This is a genomic window from Pedobacter sp. (assembly GCF_031119335.1).
Taxonomy (GTDB): Bacteria; Bacteroidota; Bacteroidia; order Sphingobacteriales; family Sphingobacteriaceae; genus Pedobacter.
The window spans coordinates 84,492-109,391 of sequence record NZ_JAVHXT010000017.1 but is presented as its reverse complement, the minus strand read 5'-3'; the positions used below and the strand labels follow the sequence as shown (position 1 = coordinate 109,391).

Below are 24,900 nucleotides of genomic sequence, written 5' to 3'. Positions count from 1 at the left end.
TAGGTAAGAATGTTATGTTTTTCAAATTAAAAAAAGTATAATGCACTACGGGTTAAGAAAATGTTTAAATTTCATTGAAAAAACACTTAGGCAGGTGAAGGACACCCGGCCTATAGTTCTGGTTCAATGTCATTAAGTTAAGAAAGCTTAATCCGTTGGCAGGGACGCCAACGGTTGCAAAATTAAGTCTTGGCGTCCTCGCTAACGCATAGCATAATGACATTGAGTTCTAGCTAGAATTTGATGTCTTCACCAACCTCAGCCTGTTATATTAGCCAATTTTTAAACAGTTTCTTATAAAATATCAAAATAAATCAACATTTACTGTCATTTCTATTTTGAAAGTTGGGAATTATTACATTATATTTACCCCAACCAAAACCACTACACACAATAATAAAATGGGAGATTTCGACAACAAAGAGAGAGAAGAGGTTTTTTCGAAGAAAGTAAGAGCGGGTAAACGTACTTATTTTTTTGATGTAAAAGCTACACGTTCAGGTGACTATTACCTTACGTTAACCGAGAGTAAGAAAAGATTAGAAGATGGCGTTTTTGTAAAGCACAAAATTTTCTTGTACAAAGAAGATTTCGAGAAATTTACAGAGGGGTTAACAGAAACAGTAGATTATATCAAATCTCGCCAAGAAGTTGTAGAAAAACGCTACGAGTTCTCTGAAAACCCAGAATACGCAGCAAAAGCTGATGACGATTTTTCATTCTAAAATTACTCGATAAAAATATAATCCTTCCCATTTGGGAGGGATTTTTTGTTTAAACAAATCGCCAAATTTTTAGCCACAGATGTACGGATTTAGAACGTTGATTTTTTTGATTAATTTATTCCTATTTTAAAATATAAATAAATTCATCTGTGCATCTGTGGCAAAGAAAACTCCCAAAAATTATGAAACAGTTATCCGTATTTTTTGTAGCCTGTTTAATATCCTTCACAGCTTTTGCTCAAACAGAAAAAATAGATACCAAGCTTACTAAAATGATTGCCGATTTGGCCCAAGGTTTTAATGGTGATGTTGGGATTTATGTAAAATCCTTAAAAACCGGAAAAATAGCTGCGCTAAACGCTGATACCATTTTCCCGACTGCCAGCATGATCAAAGTGCCTATTACCTGTGGAATTTTCGATAAAATTGAGAAAGGAGAATTGGATTATAAAGCACAATTAACCTACAAAGACAGTTTGCTTTATGCTGGCGAGGATATTCTGGGTTCGTTTAAAAACGGTGAAAAGATTTGGTTAGCTAAGGTGTTGATGCTGATGATCACTACCAGTGATAATACGGCAAGTTTATGGTGCCAAAGTTTAGCAGGAACTGGTGTAGCTATTAATAAACTGATGGAGCAGTACGGTCTTCAGCATACTCGTGTGAATTCTAGAACCCCAGATCGCCAAGCTAACCAGCGTAAATATGGTTGGGGCCAAACAACGCCAAGAGAAATGGCAACTTTGCTAACTTTAATTAGAGATGGTAAAATGATTAGCCCGGCGGCATCAGAACGTATTTACAGAAACCTGATCCGCATTTATTTTGATAATGAAGCGCTGTCTGAAATTCCACCTTATGTACAAGTAGCATCTAAATCGGGTGCAGTTAACGCTTCTCGTTCTGAGGTAGTTTTAGTAAATGCACCACACGGCGATTACATTTTCTGCATCACCACAAAAAATCAAAAAGATACCAGATGGCAATACGATAATGAAGGTGAAGTGTTAGTACGCAAATTGAGTAAAATGCTTTGGAACTATTTTGAGCCAAAAAGTAACTGGGAGCCAGCAAAAGGTATGGAAAAGTACCACTAAGATCTAAATTCCACCTAAAACTGCCGAAAATAACGTAACCACATAAAGCCCGATAAATACAATTGCTAAAACACCAAAGTACTTAAAAAGCGATTTTAACCTGTTCATCGCTTCGTTCAGATTTTCTTGTTCGCCGTACAATACACCTTGTTTGGCTTTCATTGCGTAGCGAACCATCAAAAGGCTAGGATAGAAGATCAGTAAACCATAGAATAAAAATACAATGGAAATAGTAGTGCCATCCATTGCTCCTAATTGACCAAGCATTTTTCCCATTTCGGGGTTGGCATTAATGGTTGGACCAACGGTTAATGCTGCTAGCAGCAAAAAAGCCGAAATTACAAAGCCTACAATACCTAAGAAATTTGCCCATTTGGCCATATCGTAGATATAACTACGCATGTCTTCTGTTACGATTAGCTGAGGGTGTTTTTGATTTTCTAGGTCTTGAAACTGCTCTTGATCTTCCATTGCTTTGTATTCTAGGTGCTAAGCTAGGGATTTATTTTTAGAGTTGGAAGGTTGGAAGGTTGGAAGGTTGGAGGGTTTGAGGGTTGGAATCAATAATACGTTTTAAATTTATTAAACCACGAAGTGGTGATATTATTATAGCAAACAGAAAATTTGTAAGAACAACCCCGAAGGGGTGACATTATTGATACGTTTGCAGGCTGAAAAGTAGATAGTTGTAATGCTTTCTGTAAAATAAACCTTATTGGAGCGGTATACCCCCGATTCTTCATCGGGGGATTTAGCGGAAAGAAGGGCTGGCTTTAATTGTAAGTGGGGTTTTGCTTTTCTAATTAAGGTTGGAAGGTTTTTTGGAAAATGACCATTCGAGTTCGTGATAACATTTGAACCGGGCAAATTTCAATGTTACAACAATAAAATAATCAGGCAATAAAACAATAAAACAATTACTTATCTTTGCGCCTTGATTTTGGATTGCTAAGAACAATCTGAAATCGTAAATCTAAAATCGTAAAATATAATGGCATTACAATGTGGTATAGTAGGCTTACCAAACGTAGGTAAATCGACTTTATTTAACTGTTTATCTAACGCAAAGGCGCAATCTGCTAACTTCCCTTTCTGTACAATAGAACCAAATGTGGGCGTAATTACCGTTCCAGACGAGCGTTTAAACAAACTAACAGAACTGGTAAAACCACAACGTGTAGTTCCTAATACGATCGAAATTGTTGATATCGCAGGTCTGGTAAAAGGTGCTTCGAAAGGAGAGGGCTTGGGTAACCAGTTTTTGGGAAATATCAGAGCTACTAATGCTATTATTCACGTTTTACGTTGCTTTGATGATGGAAATATCATTCACGTTGATGGTTCTGTAGATCCAATTCGTGATAAGGAAATTATTGATACCGAGTTACAATTAAAAGATTTAGATACGGTAAGCAAGCGTATCCAAAAGATAGAAAAGCAAGCTAAAAACGATAAAGATGCGAAGAAAGAATTCGATATCTTGTCGGTAGTGAAAGACCATTTAGAAACTGGTAATTCTGTTCGTTCTGCAAACTTATCTGTAGAAGATTTTGAATTTATTGGTGGATTAGGTTTGTTAACCCAAAAACCAGTAATGTACGTTTGTAACGTAGATGAGGCATCGGTAGTAACTGGAAATGCTTATGTAGAGAAAGTTAAAGCCGCGGTAGCTAACGAAAATGCCGAGGTGTTGATTATCTCTGCTAAAATCGAATCGGAAATTGCTGAATTGGAAGATTACGAAGAACGCCAGATCTTTTTGCAAGATTTAGGCTTAGATGAATCTGGTGTAGCAAAGCTGATTAGAGCTGCATATCGTTTGTTAGATTTATATACTTATTTCACTGCTGGTGTACAAGAAGTAAGAGCCTGGACCATTACCAAGGGTTTCACTGCTCCGCAAGCTGCAGGTGTGATCCACACCGATTTTGAGAAAGGTTTTATCCGTGCAGAGGTAATTAAATACAATGATTTTGTAACCTTAGGTTCTGAAAATGCATGTAAAGAAGCTGGTAAATTAGGTGTAGAAGGTAAAGCTTATGTGGTAGAAGATGGTGATATCATGCACTTTAGATTTAATGTGTAACCCCCTAAATCCCTAAATGGGGACTTTGATAGAAACGCCCTTAGATTGCAAAATCTAAGGGCGTTTTGGTTTTTTCGTCTTTGAGAGGATTTAGAGATTACTTAGCTCGGAAATTATGGTGCAATGTGTATTCAAAGCCGTTCAGCCCCACTCTCTTGGCATTACTGAATTTTCGTCATATAATGGCTGCTAACGGTTTCGGGCTTTGCGTTCGGGCGGGTTTCGGAGCACAAAGCTTCAATTTATTGCCAAAGTTTATTAGAAGCACAAAACTCCAAGTTTGCACGTCAGCCCGCCTGACGCAAAACCCGTGTTAGTGGCAGTTTATTCTATTTTTAATTGATTAGTTAAGTTGTCTAAAAATACTTTCGTCAATTCTTTTTGCTTTTTACTTTTCGTTTCGTCAATTAGTTTATTGTAGTAAGTTGAAGCTTTGTCAATTCCTATTTCAGAAAACTCTTTAGCAATTTCTGGTCTATTAATTTTTAAGTTTATCTCTTTTAGTAACCAAATAAAATTGAACTCACTATAAACGTAGTATTTGTCTAAAAGAACAACTCTCTTGCTAGTCAAAAAATCATTAGGTTTTATTCTGTCAAATGGGGTAGGAAAATTATTGAAGTCTTGATAGAATTTTTCTCCAAATTTTTCTAACGCTTCAAATATTTGATTTAAAGATTTGATATTGTCATCTTCATTGTCTCGGAATGTCCAGTGATAATCTCCTTCTCCTTTTGGGCTAAGTCTTTGTCTAACCAAGCAACTTGCATAAGAAACTTTACTTGGGTCAGTTTTACCTGCTAAATCAGGAATAAAGTCAAAGTGAATGGCTGTCTCACAACAAACTAAGCCTCCATACCACGAACCTTGAATACCCAAAATTTGTATAATGTTATTTTCGGTAGTTCTATAAAAATTAAAACCGCTTCCTTTCCATCCTTTTTCCCTAAGTCGTGGAGCCAAAAATTTTGTTGAAAGCTTTTTGAATTCGCTTGCGTTCATTTTATTCGTGAAGGTTGTCTTTAAATTGCCACTAACTAGTGTATTTGCGCAATTATATTACGCCAATCCCGCCTAAAATGGTAGGATTGGCGCAACTGCTCTACGGTAAATATAAATATTTGCTCGGAAAATGAGAATGGGGAAGTAGACCTTAAACCAAAAAAGCAGGGCCGGCATTTCATATGTACAACCCTGCTTTCCTTTATCAGTTAAACAGTTCAACAATCGAACAATTAACTCTATTTCTTCATCATTTTCAAGAAAGTAGCCAATTTAGCTTTCATTTCTCTACGATCTACAATAAAATCTAGGAAACCGTGCTCCAAAACAAATTCTGAAGTTTGGAAACCTTTCGGCAAATCTTTTTTAATCGTTTCTTTAATTACACGAGGACCAGCGAAACCGATTAATGCTCCTGGTTCTGCAATATTGATATCGCCCAACATGGCATAAGAAGCTGTTACACCACCTGTGGTTGGGTCGGTTAATAACGAAATGTAAGGAATTTTTGCCTGACTTAACAAAGCCAGTTTTGCCGATGTTTTAGCCATTTGCATTAATGAAAATGCAGCCTCCATCATACGTGCGCCACCAGATTTAGAAATCATCAAGAAAGGAATTTTCTTTTTCAAGCTGTAGTCAATAGAACGAGCGATTTTTTCGCCCACTACAGAGCCCATAGAACCACCAATGAAATTGAAGTCCATACAAGCAATTACGATATCTTCACCATCTATTTTGCCATAAGCAGCACGGATAGCATCTTTTAAGCCCGTTTTTTTGGTGGTTTCTACAATCCTATCAGTGTAAGGTTTGCTATCTACAAAACTTAACGGATCGCCAGAAGTTAAATTGGCATCTAGCTCTGTAAACTCATTATTATCAAAAAGTACGTTGAAATATTCTTTAGAACCTACGCGTAGGTGGTAACTGCAGTATTGACAAACCCACTTGCTTTCTTGAAGGTCGGCACTGTGAAGGGCTTTCTTGCAGCTCGGACACTTGTTCCATAAGCCATCTGGCGCCTCTTTCTTCTCGTCTGTACTAGTGCTAATCCCTTTATTCTCTCTTTTAAACCAAGACATGTGTATTTTTTAAAATGCGATTACAAAGAAACGAAAAAAAAAATTAACGCAAAACGCAGTTTTCAGTTAATAAACACCAGTTTTTAATTTACAGTTTCATTATTGTTATTTGAAAAGATAGTATAGTACTCCTATTTAAGTTCAGCCCCGCCATCCGCTTTACTTCTCCCGATGAAAAATCGGGATACGTGTTCGCTACTGTCGGGTTTAAAATGCAAATGTTGTGCACAGGTTGAAGTTCTCCAAACCCGATTGCAGTGAAAATACTTTTTGTTGGTGTCACCCTGAGCTTGTCGAAGGGTTGTTTATAATAAGCAGATGCTTCGACAAGCTCAGCATGACAAAGTTGAGTGGCAATTGCAACAAAAAGATTGCAACGGAAAGCGGGACTAGCGGAACGTTTGGAAAACGGCAATTGCTTTTCAAAAATAAATTATCAAAAATCAAATCTCAATGAACAAGCAACCAACTAATGAACCAATTAACAAATGTTGAGCAATGCGAAATCCCGATACTTCCTATCGTGTGGACACATCTCATTCCTCCCCCTTGAATCCCCCTCCAAAGGGGGACACATAGCGCTTAAGCATTTTGCATATCCCCCTCTAAGAGGGGGCAGGGGGAGGAAAAATGGCATTTGCTAATATTTGTGTCCACACGATAGGATACTTCGGGAAACACAATTAGCCAAATAACCAATTAAAACGATTAACCAGAAAACAAGCCTTAGTGTATAATTGACAATAAGTAAAATTTAATTACATTTGTGAACGAACATTAGTTGTTAGATTAATTTTCCTAACTTCGAAACAATAATAAAACTAAATATAAAATGAGTTTAAAAGGCTACAAAGGCGTAATCCACGGGACTGCAGTTCAAGAATTGTTTGAGCAGGCCAAAAAACATCAATTTGCACTTCCAGCAGTAAACGTAACAGGAACCAATACGATTAATGCGGTAATGGAAACTGCGAAGGCGGTAAATTCGCCGGTAATTATCCAATTGTCTAACGGTGGTGCACAGTTTTATGCTGGCAAAACCTTAAATAACGACAATCTACAAGCTTGTGTTTTAGGCGCTGTTTCTGCTGCTAAGCATGTGCATTTATTGGCAGAGCATTACGGTGTTGCGGTTATTTTGCACACTGACCACGCTGCTAAAAAGTTGTTACCTTGGATTGATGGCTTGTTAGACCACGGTGAAAAATTCTTTGCCGAAACTGGTAAACCTTTGTTCTCATCGCACATGTTGGATCTTTCTGAAGAGCCAATTGAAGAAAACATCGAAATTTCTGCCAAATACCTAGAGCGCATGAAAAAACTAGGTATGACTATAGAGATTGAGTTAGGTGTAACTGGTGGTGAAGAAGATGGTGTGGATAACAGCGATGTAGATAGCTCTAAATTATATACGCAACCAAGTGAAGTTGCTTACGCTTACGAAGAACTGAGCAAAGTAAGCGACCAGTTTACGGTTGCGGCAGCTTTTGGTAACGTACATGGCGTATATAAGCCAGGTAATGTGAAATTACAACCAATCATTTTAAAAAATTCTCAAGATTTTATCAAAGAGAAATATAGCTTAACTGCTGAGAAGCCAATTAACTTTGTATTCCACGGTGGTTCTGGTTCTTCGCAAGAAGAAATTAGAGAGGCAATTTCTTACGGAGCAATTAAAATGAACATCGACACAGATTTGCAATGGGCTTTTTGGGATGGTATTTTAGGCTTCTACAAAAAGAACGAAGCTTATTTGCAAGGTCAGATTGGTAACCCTGATGGCGAAGATAAACCTAACAAGAAATTCTACGATCCACGTGTGTGGTTGCGTAAATCGGAAGAAGCGTTTGTTGCTCGTTTAAAAGTAGCTTTCGAAGATTTGAACTGCGTTAACGCAAATGATAAATTGTAAGATTTAGCATCACGTATATTTAAAGCCATCCCGAAATGTCGGGATGGCTTTTTTGTTTGCTAATAGCCCGTAATTGCGAGGCACGAAGCAATCTTAAAAGTTATATCACTAAAGTTGTAGGATTGCTTCGTGCCTCGCAATGACGATAGAACTAAACATTCCTTATAATTCCGTAAATTTCTAGTCTAAAACTTAAAACATGAGCACAAAAAATAAAGTCAGCTTGTTTGAGAGATTTTCAAATGCTGCTACCAAGTTTACAGGAAGTTCGCCAGCTTTTATCTCTGCGGTAGCTATCGTGGTAATCTGGGCAGTTTCGGGTCCAATTTTTCATTACTCTGAAACTTGGCAATTGGTAATCAATACGGGCACTACAATTATCACTTTCCTAATGGTTTTCTTGATCCAAAAAGCACAGAATAAAGATGGAAAAGCCATTCAATTGAAGTTGAATGAGCTGATTGCTTCTCACGAGAAAGCCAGTAATAGGATGGTGGATATTGAAGATTTAACCGAAGAAGAACTAGACCAATTCCATAAGTTTTACGCTACTTTGGCTAAGTTGGCCGATGATGATGCTGACATCCATCAATCGCATTCTATTGATGTGGCTAAGAAACTGCATCGCCAAAAGATGGTGAAAATGATAAAAGACGTGGTGAATGATGGGAAGAGGGATTGAGTTAGCCACAGATGCACAGATTGTGGATTACATAGGGATGAAACACCCGCCCGTTGGGCACCCCTCTGAGAGAGGGGAATGCCATATACAATTCCCTCCGACTAGTCGGAGGGTGGTCGAAGACTGGGGTGTTTTATTAATATGCTCTATTTAATCACTAATTCCTTCCAAACTCTTCCGCTATTAACTCCTTACTCACGGCAGCTCCAGCCATGTTGCCGGCGTAAACTGCATTTGCTACAGCCCGCATCATGCAGGTACTATCGCCAGCAGCAAATATGTTATCTACTGTGGTTTTTTGAAAAGCATCTACTTGTATAAGCCCCATTTCTGTGAACTCGCAGCCTAAGCTTTCTGGTATATTGCTATGTTGTGTAAATGGTATCTTAGCGTATAAGGCATCCAATTTTTGAGTGCTACCATCTGAAAATATCAGTTCTTGAATTTGGCCTTCTTGATGTGAAATTTTTACAATCTCTTTTTCTACTACACCGATATTTCTACTGGCTAAGGTTTTTATTTGTTCACCGCTTAAACCCGACTTTCCGTTGGTGTAAATAGTGAGGTACTTAGTCCAGTTCCAGAGCAGTTTACCAAATTCGTAAGCCATATTTCCATTGGCAAATAAACCAGTTTTCTGATTACGAACTTCGTATCCGTGGCAATACGGACAGTGAATTACACTAATTCCCCAGCATTCGGCAAAACCATCAATATTGGGCATTTCATCTTTAACCCCCGTAGCAAAAATCAACTTTCTGCCTGAGAAAATCTGTTTAGATTGAGTTGTGATCTCAAAACCGTTATCGATCTTTTTACCTTCAATAGCAATATCATTTACAAAAGAAGCAGTATCATAATTGGCAACCTGCGATTTTGCCAGCTCCGAAATTTCCTTCGGAGTTTTGCCATCTTGTGTAAGGAAATTGTGCGAATGTGGTGTTTGTTTATTACATGGATTACCACTGTCAATTATTAAAACTTTTTTTATTGATCTGCCCAAGGCCATTGCCGCAGATAAGCCCGCATAGCTTCCGCCTATGATGATTACATCGAAATTTTGTTGATTTGCCATATTTTGCTCAATTATAATTGAACAAACGTAATTAATTTTTGTTTAATGCAATATTGTTGCGTTTGTTATTTCAAAAGAATGACAATCTTATGCTTCATCCATAAGCTTTTGAAATTGCGTTACAAATTGGCCAACGTGATAGCCATCTGCCAAACCGTGGTGAATATGAATAGAAACAGCCATCGTTTTAATGCCTTCTTTTTCTGTCACTTTACCGAATGATATTTTTGGAGAACTATCCGGAAAGGTAAAACTGCGGGCGTGGGATAGGGAAGTAAAGTCTACCCAAGGAATAGCAGAAAAATGTATTTCGCTAGCTCCAGGTTTTGATGGCGTTAAACCTTCTGTGCTTTGCACTACTTGTATCGCCTTTTGTGCATCGGCAATAAAGATATTTTCATCGGTATTATAATCAAAGTAAGCAAAACCGAAAGTGCCATTTGGACGATTAATGGTAGTAGAAACGCTGGCTTGGTCGTGGATAATTACCTCATCATTTAAAATGCGATAACGAAATTCTTCGATTGAATTGGCAGCTTTTAAAGCTCTGTACAGGTAGTACAAAAAAAACGATTTGCTGGTTGCTTTGGCATTTGCGTAGGCTTTAGTGCAGTCGATATTTACCACCACACCAAAAAAGGGTTCTTCAAATTGACTGAAGAGTTTAAAGTGTTCTCTGCGTTTCCAGGTTTCTATGTTGATTTTTTTCATGTTCTTAGTTATAAGCCACAGATTTATTTAGATAATAATTTATAAAATATTACATCTGTGCATCTGTGGCAAACGTTTTATAACAACCCAATAATCTGGTCAATACTCGTTACCGAAACAAAGTTTGGGTGATTTATTGGTTCTTCATGCAGTTCGTGTACCCAAGTAGTGTGGTAGGGCACTTCTATCGCAAAAGCATTTAAGGCCAGCACAGGCACAATATCCGAACGGCGAGAATTGCCAACCATTAAAAAATGTTCTGGCTTACAATCTAAATGCTTAATTAGTTTTTCGTAATGGCGGGGCTGCTTATCGCTCATAATTTCGATGTGGTGAAAATACTTTGCCAATCCAGATTTTTCTAATTTTCGCTCTTGATCTAATAAATCGCCTTTGGTAGCCATTACCAATCTGTATTTGCCATGCAGGTGTTGTAAGGTTTCTTCAATTCCATCTAAAAGTACGATGGGCTTTTGCAGTAAACGGTGACCAATATCAAATATCTGATTGATTAAATTACCATCTACTTTCTCGCCGCTCAATTTAGTGGCTGTTTCTACCATACAAAGCATGCACCCTTTAATGCCATAACCATACATTTTTAGGTTTTTCATTTCGATATTGAACAACTCTTTAATCACATCATTTTGTGGTAAATGCGGAAGTAACTGAGCAAATTCTAATTCTGCCTCCCTAAAATAAGGTTCGTTCTCCCATAAAGTATCATCGGCATCAAAGGCAATGGTTTTGATTTGGTTCTTCATCGTTTATCTTTGTTAATATTGCAAATGTCTGCGAAATTTTTGCAGCAGAAAAGGACAAATGTCCAAAAGAAATTTATGCTAAGAACAAATACTGATTTTTTAACCTATATCGATAAGCTTTATCAAAGTGATCAATCAGAAATAAGCTTACAGAATTTTGAAAAAGATAGCTTGCTGCTTCGTCAGGGTGAGAAGAGCCATCGGGTTTTCATAATTAAAGAGGGCATTGCAAAATGCTTCTTTGCGGAAGAAAACGGAAAGGATTATATTCTTGAATTTATGAGTAAGGGACAGGTTTTGGGCGAAATTGAAGTGATCCGCCAGATCGCCTGTCTTTGCAATGTAGCTGCACTAACAGATTTACAGGTTTATGTAATTCCAGCTGCTAGTTTTAAAGCGCTTTTAGCAAAAGATTTTACGCTTAACAAAATTCTGTTGGAAGAATTGGCAGAACGTATCATCAACACCAGCAGTCGGGCTTCGTTTCAACAATTATATACTGTAGAGCATGGTTTGGCCAAATTATTAGAGCTACAGGAAAAGCAAAATCTAACTATTAATAAAGAAGATATGGCTGCATATTTAGGGATTACGCTAAGGAGCTTGAATAGAGCATTGAAGAGTATTTAATTACTATTAAAAATCCTATTCGAAACCATCATCGCTTCGCCCCATTTTTCCATATTTAAATTTAACTGAACACCTTTTGAACTTAGATAACTGATCACATTTTCTGTGGCGATATTTCCAGTTAAATCATCAGCAGCCATTGGGCAACCGCCAAAACCTTTCAAGGCACTATCCATTCTGGTACAGCCAGCGGCAAAAGCAGCTTCAATTTTCTCTAAGCGTTGCTGCGGAGTACTATGTAAGTGTAGACCAAACTCGATGTTCGGAAACTGCTGAACTAGGGGAGGAAGTATGGCTGTAATTTTCTCTGGAGTAGAAACACCAACGGTATCAGCAACTGAAATAATTTTAACGCCTTTTTGTACCAATTCGTTCGCCCAATGGGTAACAATATCAGTATTCCAATCATCGCCATAAGGATTGCCAAAACCCATTGACAAATAAACAACAGCTTCTTTTCCGTGCTGATCACAAAGGTTCAGCATTTCTTCAACTGTGTTTAAAGATTGTACAATGCTCGAATTGGTATTGCGCTGCTGAAAAGTTTCTGAAATAGAAAATGGAAAGCCCAAGTATTTAATTTCAGGATGCTTCACTGCATTTTCTACACCTTTTAGGTTAGCTACAATGGCCAATAATTTGGTGCCGCTAGATAAATCCAGTCCTGCTAAAACTTCTTCCGTATCCCGCATTTGCGGAATAGCTTTTGGCGAAACAAAACTACCAAAATCTAAGGTATCGAAACCTACTTGAAGCAATAGGTTGAGGTATTCGATTTTCAACGCTGTTGGTACAAAATCGTGTAAACCCTGCATGGCATCACGAGGGCATTCTACCAATTTAATTGAAGAACTAAAGCTTTCTGTTTTTGTACTCATCGTAATCGGTTAATGCGGCAGTATAAGTTCCGCTCATATATGGCGATGAAATTAGGAAGTCTGCTGTTGCTACATCACAAGCCATCGGAATGTTCCAAACAATGCCCACACGCAATAAAGCTTTCACATCTGGGTCGTGTGGTTGCGCTTCCATCGGATCCCAGAAGAAAATCAGTACATCAATTTCACTTTGTGCAATTAGAGCACCAATTTGTTGGTCGCCACCAAGAGGACCACTCAATAATTTTTTTACTGGCAAGCCTAAGTTTTCTTCTAACAATCTGCCGGTGGTGCCGGTTGCCAATAAATTATGCTGACTGAGCGCTTCTTTGTTGGTGATTGCCCATCTGATTAAATCGTCTTTACGATGATCGTGCGCTACTAATGCAATAGTTTTGTTGGCTTTAAGTTGCTTCTGCGTCATGTGGTTTCTTGTATTCTTTGTAAGGTTTAAATGGTCTGATGATTAGTCGCGTACCTCTATCATAGCTAAAGTAACTCCAAACCCAGTTTACAAAAACTACTAGTTTGTTCCTAAAGCCTACTAAGGTCATTAAATGTACAAACATCCAAGTAAACCATGCAAATATTCCCTGAAATCTTATTTTATTGATATCAACAACCGCCCTGTTTCTACCTACAGTTGCCATAGCGCCTTTATCGAAATATTTAAAAGGTTCAGTAGGTTTGTTTTCAATAATATTGATGATATTTTTTGCCAGATGCTTGCCTTGCTGTATCGCTGCAGGAGCCACTCCTGGATGCCCATTCGGTGTTTCTTCGGTAATCATGGCTGCAACATCGCCTATGGCAAAAACATTTTGATAACCGTCAACCAAGTTAATTTCGTTCACCTTCAAACGGTTTCCTCGCACTAAGATTTCTGTGTTTAAACCATCTAAAACCACACCTTTTACACCAGCGCTCCAAATTACCGTAGCAGATCCAATATTTCTACCATCAACTAATGAAAGCGTTTTTCCATCATAACCTTGCACACGAGCCTCTGTATAAACGGTAACGCCCAGTTCTTCCAAAAACTGTTTAGATTTTTGTTGCGCTTGTACCGACATGGCGCCTAATAATTCCGGAGAACCTTCGATGAGGTAGATGTTTACCTTATTTAAATCTAGTTCCGGATAGTCATTTTTCAGTACGTGTTTCTTCAGCTCGGCAATTGCACCAGCAGTTTCAACGCCTGTTGGTCCGCCGCCAACAACCACAAAATTTAACAGCTCATTTTCTTTTATAGGGTCTTTGGCAATGATTGCTGCTTCCAGATTTTGCAAGATCAAACTTCGTAAATTCAATGCTTCAGGAATTGATTTCATGGGCATGGCATTCTGAGAAATCTCCGTTTGCCCAAAAAAATTACTTGTAGAACCTGTGGCAATAACCAAGTAATCGTAATAACAATCGCCAATGGTAGTTTCCAATCTATTTTCCTCTGGAATAACTTTCTTAACTTCTGTTACCCGAAATTTTAGGTTTTTCTGTCCTTTAAAAATCTTACGGATAGGAAAAGCGATAGAGTCAGCTTCTAAACCGCCAGTAGCCACTTGATAAAGTAGGGGCTGAAAAGTATGGTAATTATGTTTATCTAGAATGACAACGTCGACGTTTTTATTTTTTAGTTTTTTTGCCAGCTCAATGCCACCAAAACCACCACCAATAATTACAATTTTCTTTCTTTGTTCCATAACAAAATTTGAAATTAATAGCCAAACAAAGCTGTTTAACTCAATTTAGCAACATTTTAGTTGCTATTAAGTTTGGTAAATATAGGAATTAAATGGTTGGAGAATTGGTTGGTTTGTAGGTTCTTTTGGTCTAAAGTGATGCTCGTCACAAATGTTGAATTAGCTTGACAAAAGGCTGTTTTGAAAAGGCCTGTGTTGTGGTTTATCGGAAACTATAGCCCCGCTTTCCACTGTAGTCCCGATGAAAAATCGGGATCCACTTCAATCGGGTTTAACAAACCTAAACCTGTGCGCAGCACTTGCATTTTAAACGCGATAGGAGCGAACACGTAGCGGAAACCTATGTTTGCCCGAAGTAAAGCAGGTCGGCGGGAGTGACAGGGATAGAAGTACAAGTTTTGCTTTTCTAAAAATAATTATCGGTTGCATTTGCTTCTTTTTATAAGCTAATCGAAATCTTTTCGTTATTTTTAAATTATGCAAGCATCGCAAAAACCAGACGAAATTAGATTTGAAAGTAGCTTAGAATTGTTGGCCAAGCAAGTGGTAGAAGGTTTTATCACTGGTTTGCATAAAAGTCCGTTTCATGGCTTTTCGGTAGAATTTGCGGAACATAGGCTGTACAATAATGGCGATAGTGTAAAAAGTATTGACTGGAAGTTGTTTGCCAAGACGGATAAACTTTTCAGCAAACGTTATGAGGAAGAGACGAATTTACGCTGTCAGTTTGTGATTGATGTTTCTTCATCTATGTATTTCCCGAATGATAAGTACAATAAACTCACTTTTGCGGTGCAAAGTACAGCCGCTTTGATTTATTTGCTGAAACGCCAGCGAGATGCTTTTGGACTAAGTTTGTTTACAGATGAGTTGAAGCTGAGTACGCCTGCTAAATCTACAAGTGTGCATCAGAAATTTCTGTTTACCAAGTTGGAAGAAGTTTTAGCTTCGCCTCAATTGAATGTGCAAACTGATTTGTCGGCAGCGTTACACCAAATTGCAGATTTGATACATAAACGTTCTTTGGTGGTTATTTTTAGCGATATGTTGCAAACAGCTAACAGTGCAGATCGTTTGGATCAGATTTTTTCTGCCTTGCAGCACCTGAAATTTAATAAACATGAGATGGTTGTTTTTAATGTGACCGATAAGGCTAAGGAGCTGGATTTTGATTTTGAAAACCGTCCATATGAGTTTGTGGATATGGAAAATGGAACGGTTTTGAAAGCACACGCATCTAAAGTTAAAGACGCTTATTTAACGCAAATGAATAATTATAGGGCTAGCTTGGCGTTGAAATGTGCGCAGTATAAAATAGATATGGTTGATGCAGATATCAATGCAGGTTTTAATCAAATTTTAGAAGCGTATTTGATTAAAAGGCAGAAAATGAGTTAAAGCCCTTCTCTGCCTTCGGCATCTCTCCCGGAGTGTGAGATAAAAATATATTCTCGCCATTGCGAGCTTTTTGAAGCAATCTTGCGATAAAGGACTGATAATCAAATTTTAAAACAAGACATCGCTAATTTCGCCATCCTTATCAAATACGGATTTTGCAAACGGACACAAAGGCATAATCTTTAATTGATTTGCTCTGGCATATGCTACGGCTTTCATCACCATTTGTTTGCCAACGCCTTTGCCTTTAAAATCTGGATTTACATCGGTATGGTCTATAATGAATTTGGTTGGACCAGCCCAAGTATAAGTCATTGAACCTGCTTCAGTACCGTTTTCTACCGCTTTGAAGGTGCCTCTTTTTTCGTCGTTTTCTTGAATGATTTCCATGTTGTTTTAGTTTTTTAAGCTTAATTAATCTTCACTTTCTTATGTTTTCCTAAAATATTAAAACCATTAAGGAATTAAGAAACATTAAGTAAGTTCTGTTTGATAGTGTGACTAACTAGCTTTTTGAGTTATTTTATCAATATTTTTGATTATTGTACTACAAGCCTCTCTAATCTCATCTTCCGTAATGATTAGTGGTGGTGCAATTCGCATAGCATCGCTGCAGTGCAAAAACCAATCGCTAATAATCCCATCTTCAATACAAGCATCAATAATTGCTTTGTTGGTTTCAAAACTATCGAAACCTACAGCAAGCATCAAGCCTTTTCCTCTAATTTCGGTGATAGCTGGGTGTTGTAAAAGTGATTTGAAAAGTTGTCCTTTGCTTTCTACGCTGGCAACAATATTCTCATCTGTCAATGTGTTTAAGGTTGCTAAACCAGCTGCACAACAAACGGGATGGCCGCCAAAGGTAGTCATGTGCCCTAAAATTGGGTTGTAAGATAGCACTGACATAATTTCTAGGGAGCTAATAAAAGCACCAATTGGCATTCCGCCGCCAATTCCTTTAGCCAAAAGTAAAATATCTGGAGTTACGTTGTAATGCTCAAAAGCGAACATCTTTCCTGATCTGCCAAAACCAGATTGGATTTCATCAAAGACTAAAAGTGCTCCGGTTTCATCGCATCTTTTTCTCAAAGCATCCATGTAAGCTTGCTCGGCTACTCTGATGCCTGCTTCGCCTTGTATCGGTTCTACAAAAACAGCTGCAGTTTCGCTAGTTATTTTTTCAAGATCAGCAATATTGTTATGGTTGATGAAGTTTACGTTTGGTAAAAAGGGACCGTAGCCTGCAGAATAAAAGTCGCTCTCCATTAAACTTTCTGCACCTTGAGTACTGCCGTGGTAAGCGTTTTTGCAAGCTACAAAACCTTTTCTGCCAGTGTAACGTTTCGCTAATTTCATAGCACCTTCTACGGCTTCGGCACCCGAGTTTACAAAGTAAGTGCTGCTTAAATTGTTCGGTAAAACCGAAGCCAAAGCCGTAGCAAAATTAACCTGCGGACTTTGAACAAACTCGCCATACACCATCAAGTGCATATAGGTTTCGACTTGGTTTTTTACTGCCGAAACTACATTGGGATGGCAATGGCCAACATTACTTACACCAATTCCTGCAATTAAATCCAAATATGCTTTGCCATCAGCATCGTAAATATGAACACCTTTTGCCTTTACAAATTCGAGCATTAAAGGAGTAGGAGAGGTTTGTGCGTTGTGCTGTAGAAAGAGTTGTCGTTGGGTAAGCATGCACAAAAATAACTGATTTAAATTTCAGTTTTTTGGAAATAACGTCAAATAAAAAAGTCCCGGCGTTAAACCGGGACTTTTTCAAATAATTATGTGGTCTAATTAGCTGGCTGAGCAGGCATTGCCGTTCTGTATTGCTGTAAAATTTCCTTTTTGAAAGCTTCTTGCGCTCTGTAGAACTTGCCTACTGTTTTAATTGGTAAGCTAGATTTGAACTTGTTATAGTATTTGCGTTCGATATTCAAGTCACGTTGTCTAAAATTGAAATCGTTTAAAATTAAAGTTTGAATTTCTTCATCATCCAAATCTTCAATTTCTTTCAGTTTTCTAAAGCTGATCATTTTTTGAGAACGCTCTTTCCTTAAAGTAGATAGTTCCCTTACATAATCGTTATAGATTGGCCAGAAAATTTTAGCGTCTTCTGCCGATAAATCCAATTTTGTAGTTAACCAGGCAACTTTTCTGGCTTCCATTTTTTCTCCACCTCCACCACGCGGCCCCTGGGCTGTCGCTAAGAAAGGTATTGAAATTAAAAGTGCGAAAATAAGGTGTTTCATTCTTTATAAATTGTTAGATAAATCACTGGTAGAGAAATTACTTAAGATGTAACTTTCCATTTCGTCATCTGTCACGTTAGCGGTTTTAACATTTTGGCTTTCTTGTACGTATTCTAGAATTACGCTTTCATCTATATCATAAAGCAATTGCTCTTTGGCCAGCTCTGTTTTGCGTAACTGCCTGTTTTGATATTGTTCGTTTGCAAACCAACCGGTAGTTGATGCAAGTACAAGAGAAGCTGCTACGGTATACTTAAACAAAGGTTTTTGCCAAAGTTTAACGGCTTTTTTGGTACTGGTAGTTTTGGCTTCGATATTTTGCTGCAATTGCTCGAAATAACCATTAGGCACTTTAAAGCCAGTAGTTTCTTCTGTAAATTGCGCTAAGGTAATTCTCGAGTTGATTTGGCTTTCCAACTCATCGAAATAATTTGCCGGCACGGTAAAACCTGTCTGTTCACTTTTTTGTAGCGAACTCATAAATACAGACTGATTGATCCTTTCCTCAAGTCCTTCGAAATAATCAGAAGGAACTGTAAAAGGGTTAGATTTTTTCAGTTTAGCTAATCTTGGCGCTTCGTTTTCCCATTCCATATTTTCGGCCATTTTACTCATTCGTATTTATTGATGTTTTTTTAGACAAAAGGTTTAATTTCAATCTTCATTTAATAAAATAGTTTCGATTTTTTTTACAGCGATGTGGAACGAGGCCTTTAAAGCCCCCACGCTGGTGCCTAAAACTTCAGATATTTCTTCGTATTTCATGTCGTCAAAATACTTCATGTTAAAGATGATACGCTGTTTTTCTGGAAGTGTAAGCACGGCTTGTTGCAGTTTGCGCTGAACTTTATCGCCATCAAAATATGTGGAAGAAGCAAGCGTTTCGGCAAGTTCCGTATTCACTTCATCTAAAGAAATATTATTGCGGTTTTTCTTCTTATTAAGAAATGTAATGGATTCGTTGGTAGCAATTCTGTAGATCCAAGTATAAAGCTGCGAATCGCTGCGGAAGTTGTGCAAGTTTTTCCAAACCTTCACAAAGGTTTCCTGAACTAAATCATCGGCATCATCATGGTCTATTACCAACCTGCGGATATGCCAATAGATTTTCTGCTGGTATTTTTGTAGCAATAAGTTGAAACCTACATTGCGAGTTTTTTCTTCATTAAACTTCGAAAGTATCTCTTCGTCTTCAACTTGCTTCATTCAGAATTAGATTTGAGATTCGAGATTTGAGATATGAGATTTAGTCAATGTCTTAAATCTCATATCTAATGTCTCAAATCTATTTTTTTCTAGCCATCACTTTTTGCACTGCTGCAACAATGTCTGATGGATCTAGTTTATATTTTGTCATTAACTGATCTGGTGTACCGCTTTCGCCGAAGCTATCGTTAACAGCCACAAACTCTTGAGGAGCTAAATAAGTAGTTGTTAATAGGTGTGCAACGCTTTCGCCCAAACCACCTAGTTTGTTGTGCTCTTCGCAAGTTACAACGCAACCAGTTTTCTTTACCGACTTTAAGATAGCTTCTTCGTCCAAAGGTTTAATCGTGTGGATATTTATAATTTCAGCATCGATACCTAATTTCTCTAGCTCTTCGCCAGCTTGGATAGCTCTCCAAACCATATGACCAGTAGCAACAATAGTTACATCTTTGCCTTCGTTCACCATCCATGCTTTGCCAATTTCAAACTTTTGATCTTCTGGCGTAAATACAGGGATTACCGGGCGACCAAAACGTAAATAAACTGGGCCTTCGTGATCTACCAATGCTAAAGTAGCTGCTTTAGTTTGGTTATAATCACAAGTGTTAATTACTGTCATGCCAGGCAACATCTTCATTAAACCTATGTCTTCCAAAATTTGGTGGGTAGCGCCATCTTCTCCTAAAGTTAAGCCAGCGTGTGAAGCACAAATTTTAACGTTTTTGCCCGAATAAGCAATAGATTGACGGATCTGATCGTAAACCCTTCCAGTAGAAAAGTTAGCGAAAGTACCAGTGAATGGAATTTTACCACCAATGGTTAAGCCAGCTGCAATGCCCATCATGTTTGCTTCTGCAATACCAACTTGGATAAAACGCTCAGGAAAATCCTTAATAAACGCATCCATTTTTAATGAACCCACTAGATCGGCACATAGCGCAACTACGTTTTCATTTTTTTTGCCTGCCTCATGCAAGCCTGCTCCAAAACCAGAGCGAGTATCTTTCTTATCTGTGTAAGTGTATTTCTTCATTTTTTTAGTATTGAGTAAAGCGTATTGCGTATTGCGATTTCCCTCTATACGCATATCTCTATACGCTGTACTTTGAATTAATAATCCCCAGCTGTTTCTTTGATTTGACCCAAAGCATTTTCCAATTGCTCATCGTTTGGAGCAGAACCGTGCCATTTGTGCGTGCCAACCATAAAATCTACGCCGTAACCCATTTGAGTGCTCATCAAATTTAAAATAGGTTTACCTTTTCCTGTTAGAGATTTAGCGTATTCTAAAGCTTTTACAATCTCGTCCATGTTGTTTCCGTTAGAAGTAATTACATGCCATCCAAAAGCTTCGAATTTAGCCTGTAAATTTTCTAAAGAAAGTACTTTTTCTGTAGGGCCATCAATTTGTTGGCCGTTGTAATCTACACTAGCGATAATGTTATCAACTTTGTTGTGTGGTGCAAACATTAGTGCTTCCCAATTTTGACCTTCTTGCAATTCGCCATCGCCAAGTAAAGCAAAAACTAGAGATTTGTCGCCATTTATTTTTTTGGCAAGGGCTGCCCCAATGGCTACCGAAAGTCCCTGGCCTAAAGAGCCCGAAGCGATACGGATGCCTGGTAAGCCTTCGTGGGTAGTAGGGTGGCCCTGAAGCCTTGAATCTAGTTTTCTAAAAGTTTTTAATTCGCTAATATCAAAATAACCTGCTCTGGCCAATACACTATACCAAACTGGAGAAATATGACCGTTAGATAAAAAGAAAAGATCTTCATTCTTACCGTCCATGTCAAATTTAGGATTGTGGTTCAATACCTCGAAATAAAGAGCCGTGAAGAAATCTGCACAGCCTAACGAAGCGCCCGGATGCCCAGATTGCACTGCGTGTACCATTCGAAGGATATCTCTTCTTACTTGCGAAGCGATGTCTTCTAGTTCACTGATTGTATGTTTCATTAAAAATTAATTATATAGTTATTATAACAAAGTTAATTTTTTTATCTGTTTAAAGACTATCGCTAGATGGGTTTTTATCACTTTTTGTTGTTAATCCAATAAGTAGTTTTCCACATAATTTGGAATTTTGATAAAAAAAATGTTGATAAGTTTGCGAATCTGAAAATTATACTCTTATTTTGAGTACATTATTACCCAAAACTCAACATTTCAGATATTGACGCTTATGAGAATTTTTACTTTTTTAACATTCTTGTTTTTATCTTCAGCGGTTTACGCTCAAACAGGTGCTATTGGTATAGGTACAGAAAACCCTAATGCAAAATCCATTTTAGAAATTTATTCTACTGAAAAAGGTTTGCTGATCCCGAGGCTTACGGAAACACAGCGGAACACTCTGCAGGCTACCGGTGCTACAAATGCAGTGATTAATGGTTTACTTATTTACAATACCAGCACTAACAAATTCAATGTTTGGAACTTAAATAAGTGGGATGAATTAGCTGTTGGTGGGGCTGCGGGTGCACAAGGTCCTAAAGGCGACAAAGGAGATACAGGGTCGGTTGGTCCGCAGGGGCCACAGGGTTTGCCAGGGCCAAAAGGCGATAAAGGCGATGCTGGGACTAATGGAGGTCAAGGTGCAAAAGGCGACAAAGGAGATAAAGGTGACGCTGGTGCAATTGGACCACAAGGTTTGCAAGGTCCAAAAGGTGACAAAGGGGATGCTGGATTAAACGGTGTTAACGGATTAAACGGTGCTACAGGTCCTCAAGGGCCAGCCGGTAGAAATGGCGTAGATGGCGTAAATGGGAATAAGGGAGATAAAGGCGATCCTGGTGATAAAGGTGACAAAGGTGATATAGGAACGCCCGGCGTTAACGGCGCTGTTTGGTCTAATGGTAATTTAAATCCGCCAGTTGCTGCTTCGGAACCAGCAGGTTCTAAAGATGGAGACTATTACCTTAATAATACAAATGGAAAAGTATTTATAAGAAATAACAACGTTTGGCAGGAGGTAGCAAGTTTAACTACTGGTATTGTGGGGCCGGTTGGTCCAGCTGGTGCACAGTGGTTCAATGGAACGCTTAATCCACCAAGTAATGCAACGGAGCCTAGCGGAGTAAATGCAGGTGATTTATATCTGAACAACAATTCCGGAAACGTTTATAAAAGACAAGCTGACGGTACTTGGCAAACCATAGCAAACTTAACTACTGGTATTGTCGGTCCGCAAGGTCCTCAAGGAGCTGTTGGTCCGCAAGGTTTACAGGGTCCTCAAGGTGCTAAAGGCGATAAGGGTGATGCTGGCGTTGCGGGTCCTCAAGGTGCGCAGGGACAACAGGGTGCTATTGGTCCAGATGGCCCTACAGGTTTAACTGGTCCAGCTGGTCCGCAAGGTCCTATAGGCTTAACTGGTCCTCAAGGTCTTAAAGGAGATAAAGGCGACAAGGGTGATAAAGGAGATACAGGTACTACTGGCGCTCAAGGTGCTGTTGGCCCTCAGGGTTTAGCAGGTGCAAAAGGCGATAAGGGAGATAAAGGAGATAAGGGTGATGTAGGTACAACCGGTCCTCAAGGTGCGGTCGGTCCCCAAGGAGCCGTAGGTGCCAAAGGCGATAAGGGCGATAAAGGTGACAAGGGAGATGTTGGTACAACTGGTCCTCAAGGTGCAGTTGGCCCGCAAGGTATAAAAGGAGATAAAGGCGATACGGGTTCTGTTGGCCCTCAAGGTGCTATCGGTTTAACTGGTCCGCAGGGAGCGAAGGGCGATAAAGGCGATGTTGGTTCGCAAGGGCCGCAAGGTTTACCTGGTGCTACAGGCCCTCAAGGGGCTGTGGGGGCAAAAGGGGATAAAGGCGACAAGGGCGACAAAGGTGATGTGGGAGCGACTGGTCCCCAGGGTTCGATAGGTTTAACTGGCCCGGCAGGTCCTGCAGGTCCAACTGGAAGCCCGGGTCCTCAGGGAGCAGTAGGAGCAAAGGGCGACAAAGGTGATAAAGGTGACGCAGGTGTAGCTGGCCCAGTGGGTCCTCGTGGAGCACAGGGAAATCCTGGTGAGCAAGGTCCTGCCGGCCCGCAAGGTCCATCAGGAAATACCGATTCATGGTTGCGCAAAGGTAATGGTGAGGGGAGCTTTGGTGGAACTACAACACCTGGTGTTAACAACGATTTCGTAGGTACTACAGATGCAAAAGAGCTGGTTATTGCAGCTAATAGAACGGAAGGTATCAGATTAGCAACAGATGGTAAGGTAAGAATTGGTACAAATGGTACTTATATTGCATCTATTTCTAAGGCGTCATCAAACGCCAACATTCCTGCTATCGCCGTAAAAAGCTCTCATAAACAAACCTTTACCTTAACTGGAGTGGCTTTAGGTGCAAGTGTATCGGTTTCGCCATCTATAGAATTGCCTACGGGTGTGGTTATCGCTTATGCAAGAGTGGTCTCTGTTGGTTTAGTCGAAGTTAAATTTGTAAATGTAAGCGATACAGCTTCGGCTGCGTTTTCTGCAACTTTCTATATCAGTGCAATTCAATAGCTATGAGAGTAGGTTTTTACTTCGTTAGTATTTTAAGTATTTGTACAAGTTCTCTATTTGGGCAACTTGTAAATAATGGAACTGTACTTTTTGTGGATAAAAACGCTCAGCTTACTGTGAGCGGTAATTATGTTCATAAAGATGGTGATGTAGTAAATAATGGTGAAATAGTTGTAAAAGGAGATTGGAGTAACAAAAGTAAAAATCCAGTTTTCGATACCAAATCTTCAGGAACTGTAATTTTTAATTCAAAGGCAAGCTCATTTGGCGGAAATCCTACATTATTTCCCCATTTGATTTTTAAGGGCAACGGCATTTTTTACGCAAAAGCTCAATTGATAGCAAGGCTTTCTTTAGATATTGATGACGCCGAAATTCAGGCTGTAATTCCAGAAGCTATTACCGTAATGAACGACAATCCGCTTTCTTTGTTTAGAAACACAGGATTTATCAATACAAGTTTAGGTAGTGATGGTTCACTGGTGCGGTACACTAAAGCAGGTGAAGATTATGTTTTTCCTCTTGGTGTAAGTGCCAACCTCTTACGTTTTGTTACCGTGAAACCAAAAGATGCCAATACGATAGCGATGTCTTTTTTAGATAAAGACCCTAGCTCTGGGGGCTATAGCAGATTGAGCAAGACCAATTCGGTAGGCGAAATTAATGATGCCTTCTATCATGTCATCAATAGATTAAAAGGTACTGGAGGAATAGATCTAACCTTCCATACATCGGCAACAGAGAAGTACAACAATTTAGCACGCTGGACGAGAAATACGATATGGGATAAAGCGACATCTGTTCCTAATAAAAGTAATGCTGCAATTGCTCCTGGGTTAACCCAGGCTTTATATCATCAAAATGCAGATTTGGCGTTGGGAAGCAGCGTAGCCTTTGCACTCGCTCAAGTTACAAATGCTAGTCCATTAGAGTTATACAATGCTTTTTCTCCCGATGGCGATGGAAAGAATGATACTTGGGAAGTGAAAAATATTGATGCTTTTCCTGATAACGATTTGAAGATTTTCGACCGTTCTGGAAATTTGGTTTACAGAATGAATAGCTATAATTCATCTAAATATTGGGATGGCCAGAATGTAGCGTCTGGAACTTATATCTACATTCTGAGAGTAAAGATTGATGGAACAGATCAATATTTTAAAGGTTCAATTACCATGGTTAAAAATTAG

25 protein-coding genes are annotated in these 24,900 nt (G+C 38.8%); 9 read left to right on the top strand and 16 right to left on the bottom strand.

Annotation, left to right across the window (positions count from 1 at the left end; all coding sequences use genetic code 11):
- The first annotated feature begins 401 nt into the window (after window positions 1-401).
- Together REI64_RS16125 and REI64_RS16120 are read left to right on the top strand one after the other, a co-directional pair.
- The gene (locus REI64_RS16125) at window positions 402-725 is read left to right on the top strand and encodes a DUF3276 family protein (RefSeq protein ID WP_308851171.1); all 324 of its coding nucleotides are present in this window, start codon (window positions 402-404) and stop codon (window positions 723-725) included.
- A 182-nt stretch (window positions 726-907) separates the two neighbouring features.
- Window positions 908-1,822 (top strand): serine hydrolase, encoded by a 915-nt coding sequence (locus REI64_RS16120; protein ID WP_308851170.1) that lies wholly within the window; start codon window positions 908-910, stop codon window positions 1,820-1,822.
- Between the two features lie 3 nt (window positions 1,823-1,825).
- On the opposite strand, the gene REI64_RS16115 is transcribed toward REI64_RS16120, so the two are convergent.
- Entirely contained in the window at window positions 1,826-2,293 is a 468-nt protein-coding gene (locus REI64_RS16115; RefSeq protein ID WP_308851169.1) for a DUF5362 family protein, read from the bottom strand.
- 520 nt (window positions 2,294-2,813) lie between these two features.
- On the opposite strand from REI64_RS16115, the gene ychF reads away from it, so the two are divergent.
- Entirely contained in the window at window positions 2,814-3,908 is a 1,095-nt protein-coding gene (gene ychF / locus REI64_RS16110) for a redox-regulated ATPase YchF (protein WP_308851168.1), read from the top strand.
- Between the two features lie 324 nt (window positions 3,909-4,232).
- On the opposite strand, the gene REI64_RS16105 is transcribed toward ychF, so the two are convergent.
- Together REI64_RS16105 and accD are read right to left on the bottom strand one after the other, a co-directional pair.
- On the bottom strand, window positions 4,233-4,910 hold the full coding sequence (locus REI64_RS16105; protein WP_308851167.1) for a DUF4304 domain-containing protein: 678 nt from the start codon (window positions 4,908-4,910) through the stop codon (window positions 4,233-4,235).
- A gap of 239 nt (window positions 4,911-5,149) precedes the next feature.
- The gene (gene accD, locus REI64_RS16100; protein ID WP_308851166.1) at window positions 5,150-5,995 is read right to left on the bottom strand and encodes an acetyl-CoA carboxylase, carboxyltransferase subunit beta; all 846 of its coding nucleotides are present in this window, start codon (window positions 5,993-5,995) and stop codon (window positions 5,150-5,152) included.
- 832 nt (window positions 5,996-6,827) lie between these two features.
- Between accD and fbaA the strand changes: the two genes are divergently transcribed.
- Window positions 6,828-7,907 carry a class II fructose-bisphosphate aldolase gene (fbaA, locus tag REI64_RS16095; protein WP_308851165.1) on the top strand — a complete coding sequence of 360 codons (1,080 nt, stop codon included), beginning with the start codon at window positions 6,828-6,830 and terminating at the stop codon, window positions 7,905-7,907.
- A gap of 199 nt (window positions 7,908-8,106) precedes the next feature.
- Window positions 8,107-8,589 (top strand): low affinity iron permease family protein, encoded by a 483-nt coding sequence (locus REI64_RS16090; protein WP_308851164.1) that lies wholly within the window; start codon window positions 8,107-8,109, stop codon window positions 8,587-8,589.
- Between the two features lie 157 nt (window positions 8,590-8,746).
- Here REI64_RS16090 and REI64_RS16085 read toward each other — a convergent pair whose 3' ends face one another.
- From REI64_RS16085 to REI64_RS16075, 3 genes are all read right to left on the bottom strand, one after another.
- A complete protein-coding gene (locus tag REI64_RS16085; protein ID WP_308851163.1) occupies window positions 8,747-9,664 on the bottom strand; it encodes an NAD(P)/FAD-dependent oxidoreductase in 918 nt (305 codons plus the stop codon).
- Between the two features lie 87 nt (window positions 9,665-9,751).
- Window positions 9,752-10,375: a chloramphenicol acetyltransferase gene (locus REI64_RS16080; protein ID WP_308851162.1), complete on the bottom strand. Its 624-nt coding sequence runs from the start codon at window positions 10,373-10,375 to the stop codon at window positions 9,752-9,754.
- A gap of 77 nt (window positions 10,376-10,452) precedes the next feature.
- A complete protein-coding gene (locus REI64_RS16075) occupies window positions 10,453-11,139 on the bottom strand; it encodes an HAD family hydrolase (RefSeq protein WP_308851161.1) in 687 nt (228 codons plus the stop codon).
- Window positions 11,140-11,214: 75 nt separating this feature from the next.
- Here REI64_RS16075 and REI64_RS16070 point away from each other — a divergent pair, with 75 nt between their 5' ends.
- Entirely contained in the window at window positions 11,215-11,769 is a 555-nt protein-coding gene (locus REI64_RS16070) for a Crp/Fnr family transcriptional regulator (protein ID WP_308851160.1), read from the top strand.
- Here the strand turns inward: REI64_RS16070 and REI64_RS16065 are convergent.
- Genes REI64_RS16065 through REI64_RS16055 form a run of 3 tightly spaced genes read right to left on the bottom strand, consistent with a single transcriptional unit; the run spans window position 11,766 to window position 14,347 of the window.
- A complete protein-coding gene (locus REI64_RS16065) occupies window positions 11,766-12,647 on the bottom strand; it encodes a hydroxymethylglutaryl-CoA lyase (RefSeq protein WP_308851159.1) in 882 nt (293 codons plus the stop codon). The two genes, REI64_RS16070 and REI64_RS16065, sit on opposite strands and share 4 nt — an antisense overlap.
- On the bottom strand, window positions 12,622-13,071 hold the full coding sequence (locus REI64_RS16060) for a methylglyoxal synthase (protein ID WP_308851158.1): 450 nt from the start codon (window positions 13,069-13,071) through the stop codon (window positions 12,622-12,624). The genes REI64_RS16065 and REI64_RS16060 overlap by 26 nt, the downstream gene beginning before the upstream one ends.
- Window positions 13,052-14,347: an NAD(P)/FAD-dependent oxidoreductase gene (locus REI64_RS16055; protein WP_308851157.1), complete on the bottom strand. Its 1,296-nt coding sequence runs from the start codon at window positions 14,345-14,347 to the stop codon at window positions 13,052-13,054. Before REI64_RS16055 ends, REI64_RS16060 begins: the two co-directional genes overlap by 20 nt.
- Before the next feature lie 477 nt (window positions 14,348-14,824).
- Between REI64_RS16055 and REI64_RS16050 the strand changes: the two genes are divergently transcribed.
- A complete protein-coding gene (locus tag REI64_RS16050) occupies window positions 14,825-15,745 on the top strand; it encodes a DUF58 domain-containing protein (protein ID WP_308851156.1) in 921 nt (306 codons plus the stop codon).
- 108 nt (window positions 15,746-15,853) lie between these two features.
- Here REI64_RS16050 and REI64_RS16045 read toward each other — a convergent pair whose 3' ends face one another.
- The 7 genes from REI64_RS16045 to REI64_RS16015 form a co-directional block, all read right to left on the bottom strand.
- A complete protein-coding gene (locus tag REI64_RS16045) occupies window positions 15,854-16,135 on the bottom strand; it encodes a GNAT family N-acetyltransferase (RefSeq protein WP_308851155.1) in 282 nt (93 codons plus the stop codon).
- Window positions 16,136-16,246: 111 nt separating this feature from the next.
- The gene (locus REI64_RS16040) at window positions 16,247-17,446 is read right to left on the bottom strand and encodes an aspartate aminotransferase family protein (protein WP_308851154.1); all 1,200 of its coding nucleotides are present in this window, start codon (window positions 17,444-17,446) and stop codon (window positions 16,247-16,249) included.
- Between the two features lie 98 nt (window positions 17,447-17,544).
- Window positions 17,545-18,003 (bottom strand): hypothetical protein, encoded by a 459-nt coding sequence (locus REI64_RS16035; protein WP_308851153.1) that lies wholly within the window; start codon window positions 18,001-18,003, stop codon window positions 17,545-17,547.
- A gap of 3 nt (window positions 18,004-18,006) precedes the next feature.
- Window positions 18,007-18,618, bottom strand: coding sequence for a hypothetical protein (locus REI64_RS16030; protein WP_308851152.1), 612 nt, complete (start codon window positions 18,616-18,618; stop codon window positions 18,007-18,009).
- A 39-nt stretch (window positions 18,619-18,657) separates the two neighbouring features.
- A complete protein-coding gene (locus REI64_RS16025) occupies window positions 18,658-19,209 on the bottom strand; it encodes a sigma-70 family RNA polymerase sigma factor (protein ID WP_308851151.1) in 552 nt (183 codons plus the stop codon).
- A gap of 79 nt (window positions 19,210-19,288) precedes the next feature.
- Window positions 19,289-20,245 carry a transketolase family protein gene (locus REI64_RS16020; RefSeq protein WP_308851150.1) on the bottom strand — a complete coding sequence of 319 codons (957 nt, stop codon included), beginning with the start codon at window positions 20,243-20,245 and terminating at the stop codon, window positions 19,289-19,291.
- 77 nt (window positions 20,246-20,322) lie between these two features.
- Complete coding sequence (locus REI64_RS16015; RefSeq protein WP_308851149.1) at window positions 20,323-21,168, bottom strand: transketolase; 846 nt, start codon at window positions 21,166-21,168, stop codon at window positions 20,323-20,325.
- A gap of 226 nt (window positions 21,169-21,394) precedes the next feature.
- Here REI64_RS16015 and REI64_RS16010 point away from each other — a divergent pair, with 226 nt between their 5' ends.
- Together REI64_RS16010 and REI64_RS16005 are read left to right on the top strand one after the other, a co-directional pair.
- Window positions 21,395-23,710 carry a hypothetical protein gene (locus REI64_RS16010; protein ID WP_308851148.1) on the top strand — a complete coding sequence of 772 codons (2,316 nt, stop codon included), beginning with the start codon at window positions 21,395-21,397 and terminating at the stop codon, window positions 23,708-23,710.
- A gap of 2 nt (window positions 23,711-23,712) precedes the next feature.
- Window positions 23,713-24,900 (top strand): gliding motility-associated C-terminal domain-containing protein, encoded by a 1,188-nt coding sequence (locus REI64_RS16005; RefSeq protein WP_308851147.1) that lies wholly within the window; start codon window positions 23,713-23,715, stop codon window positions 24,898-24,900.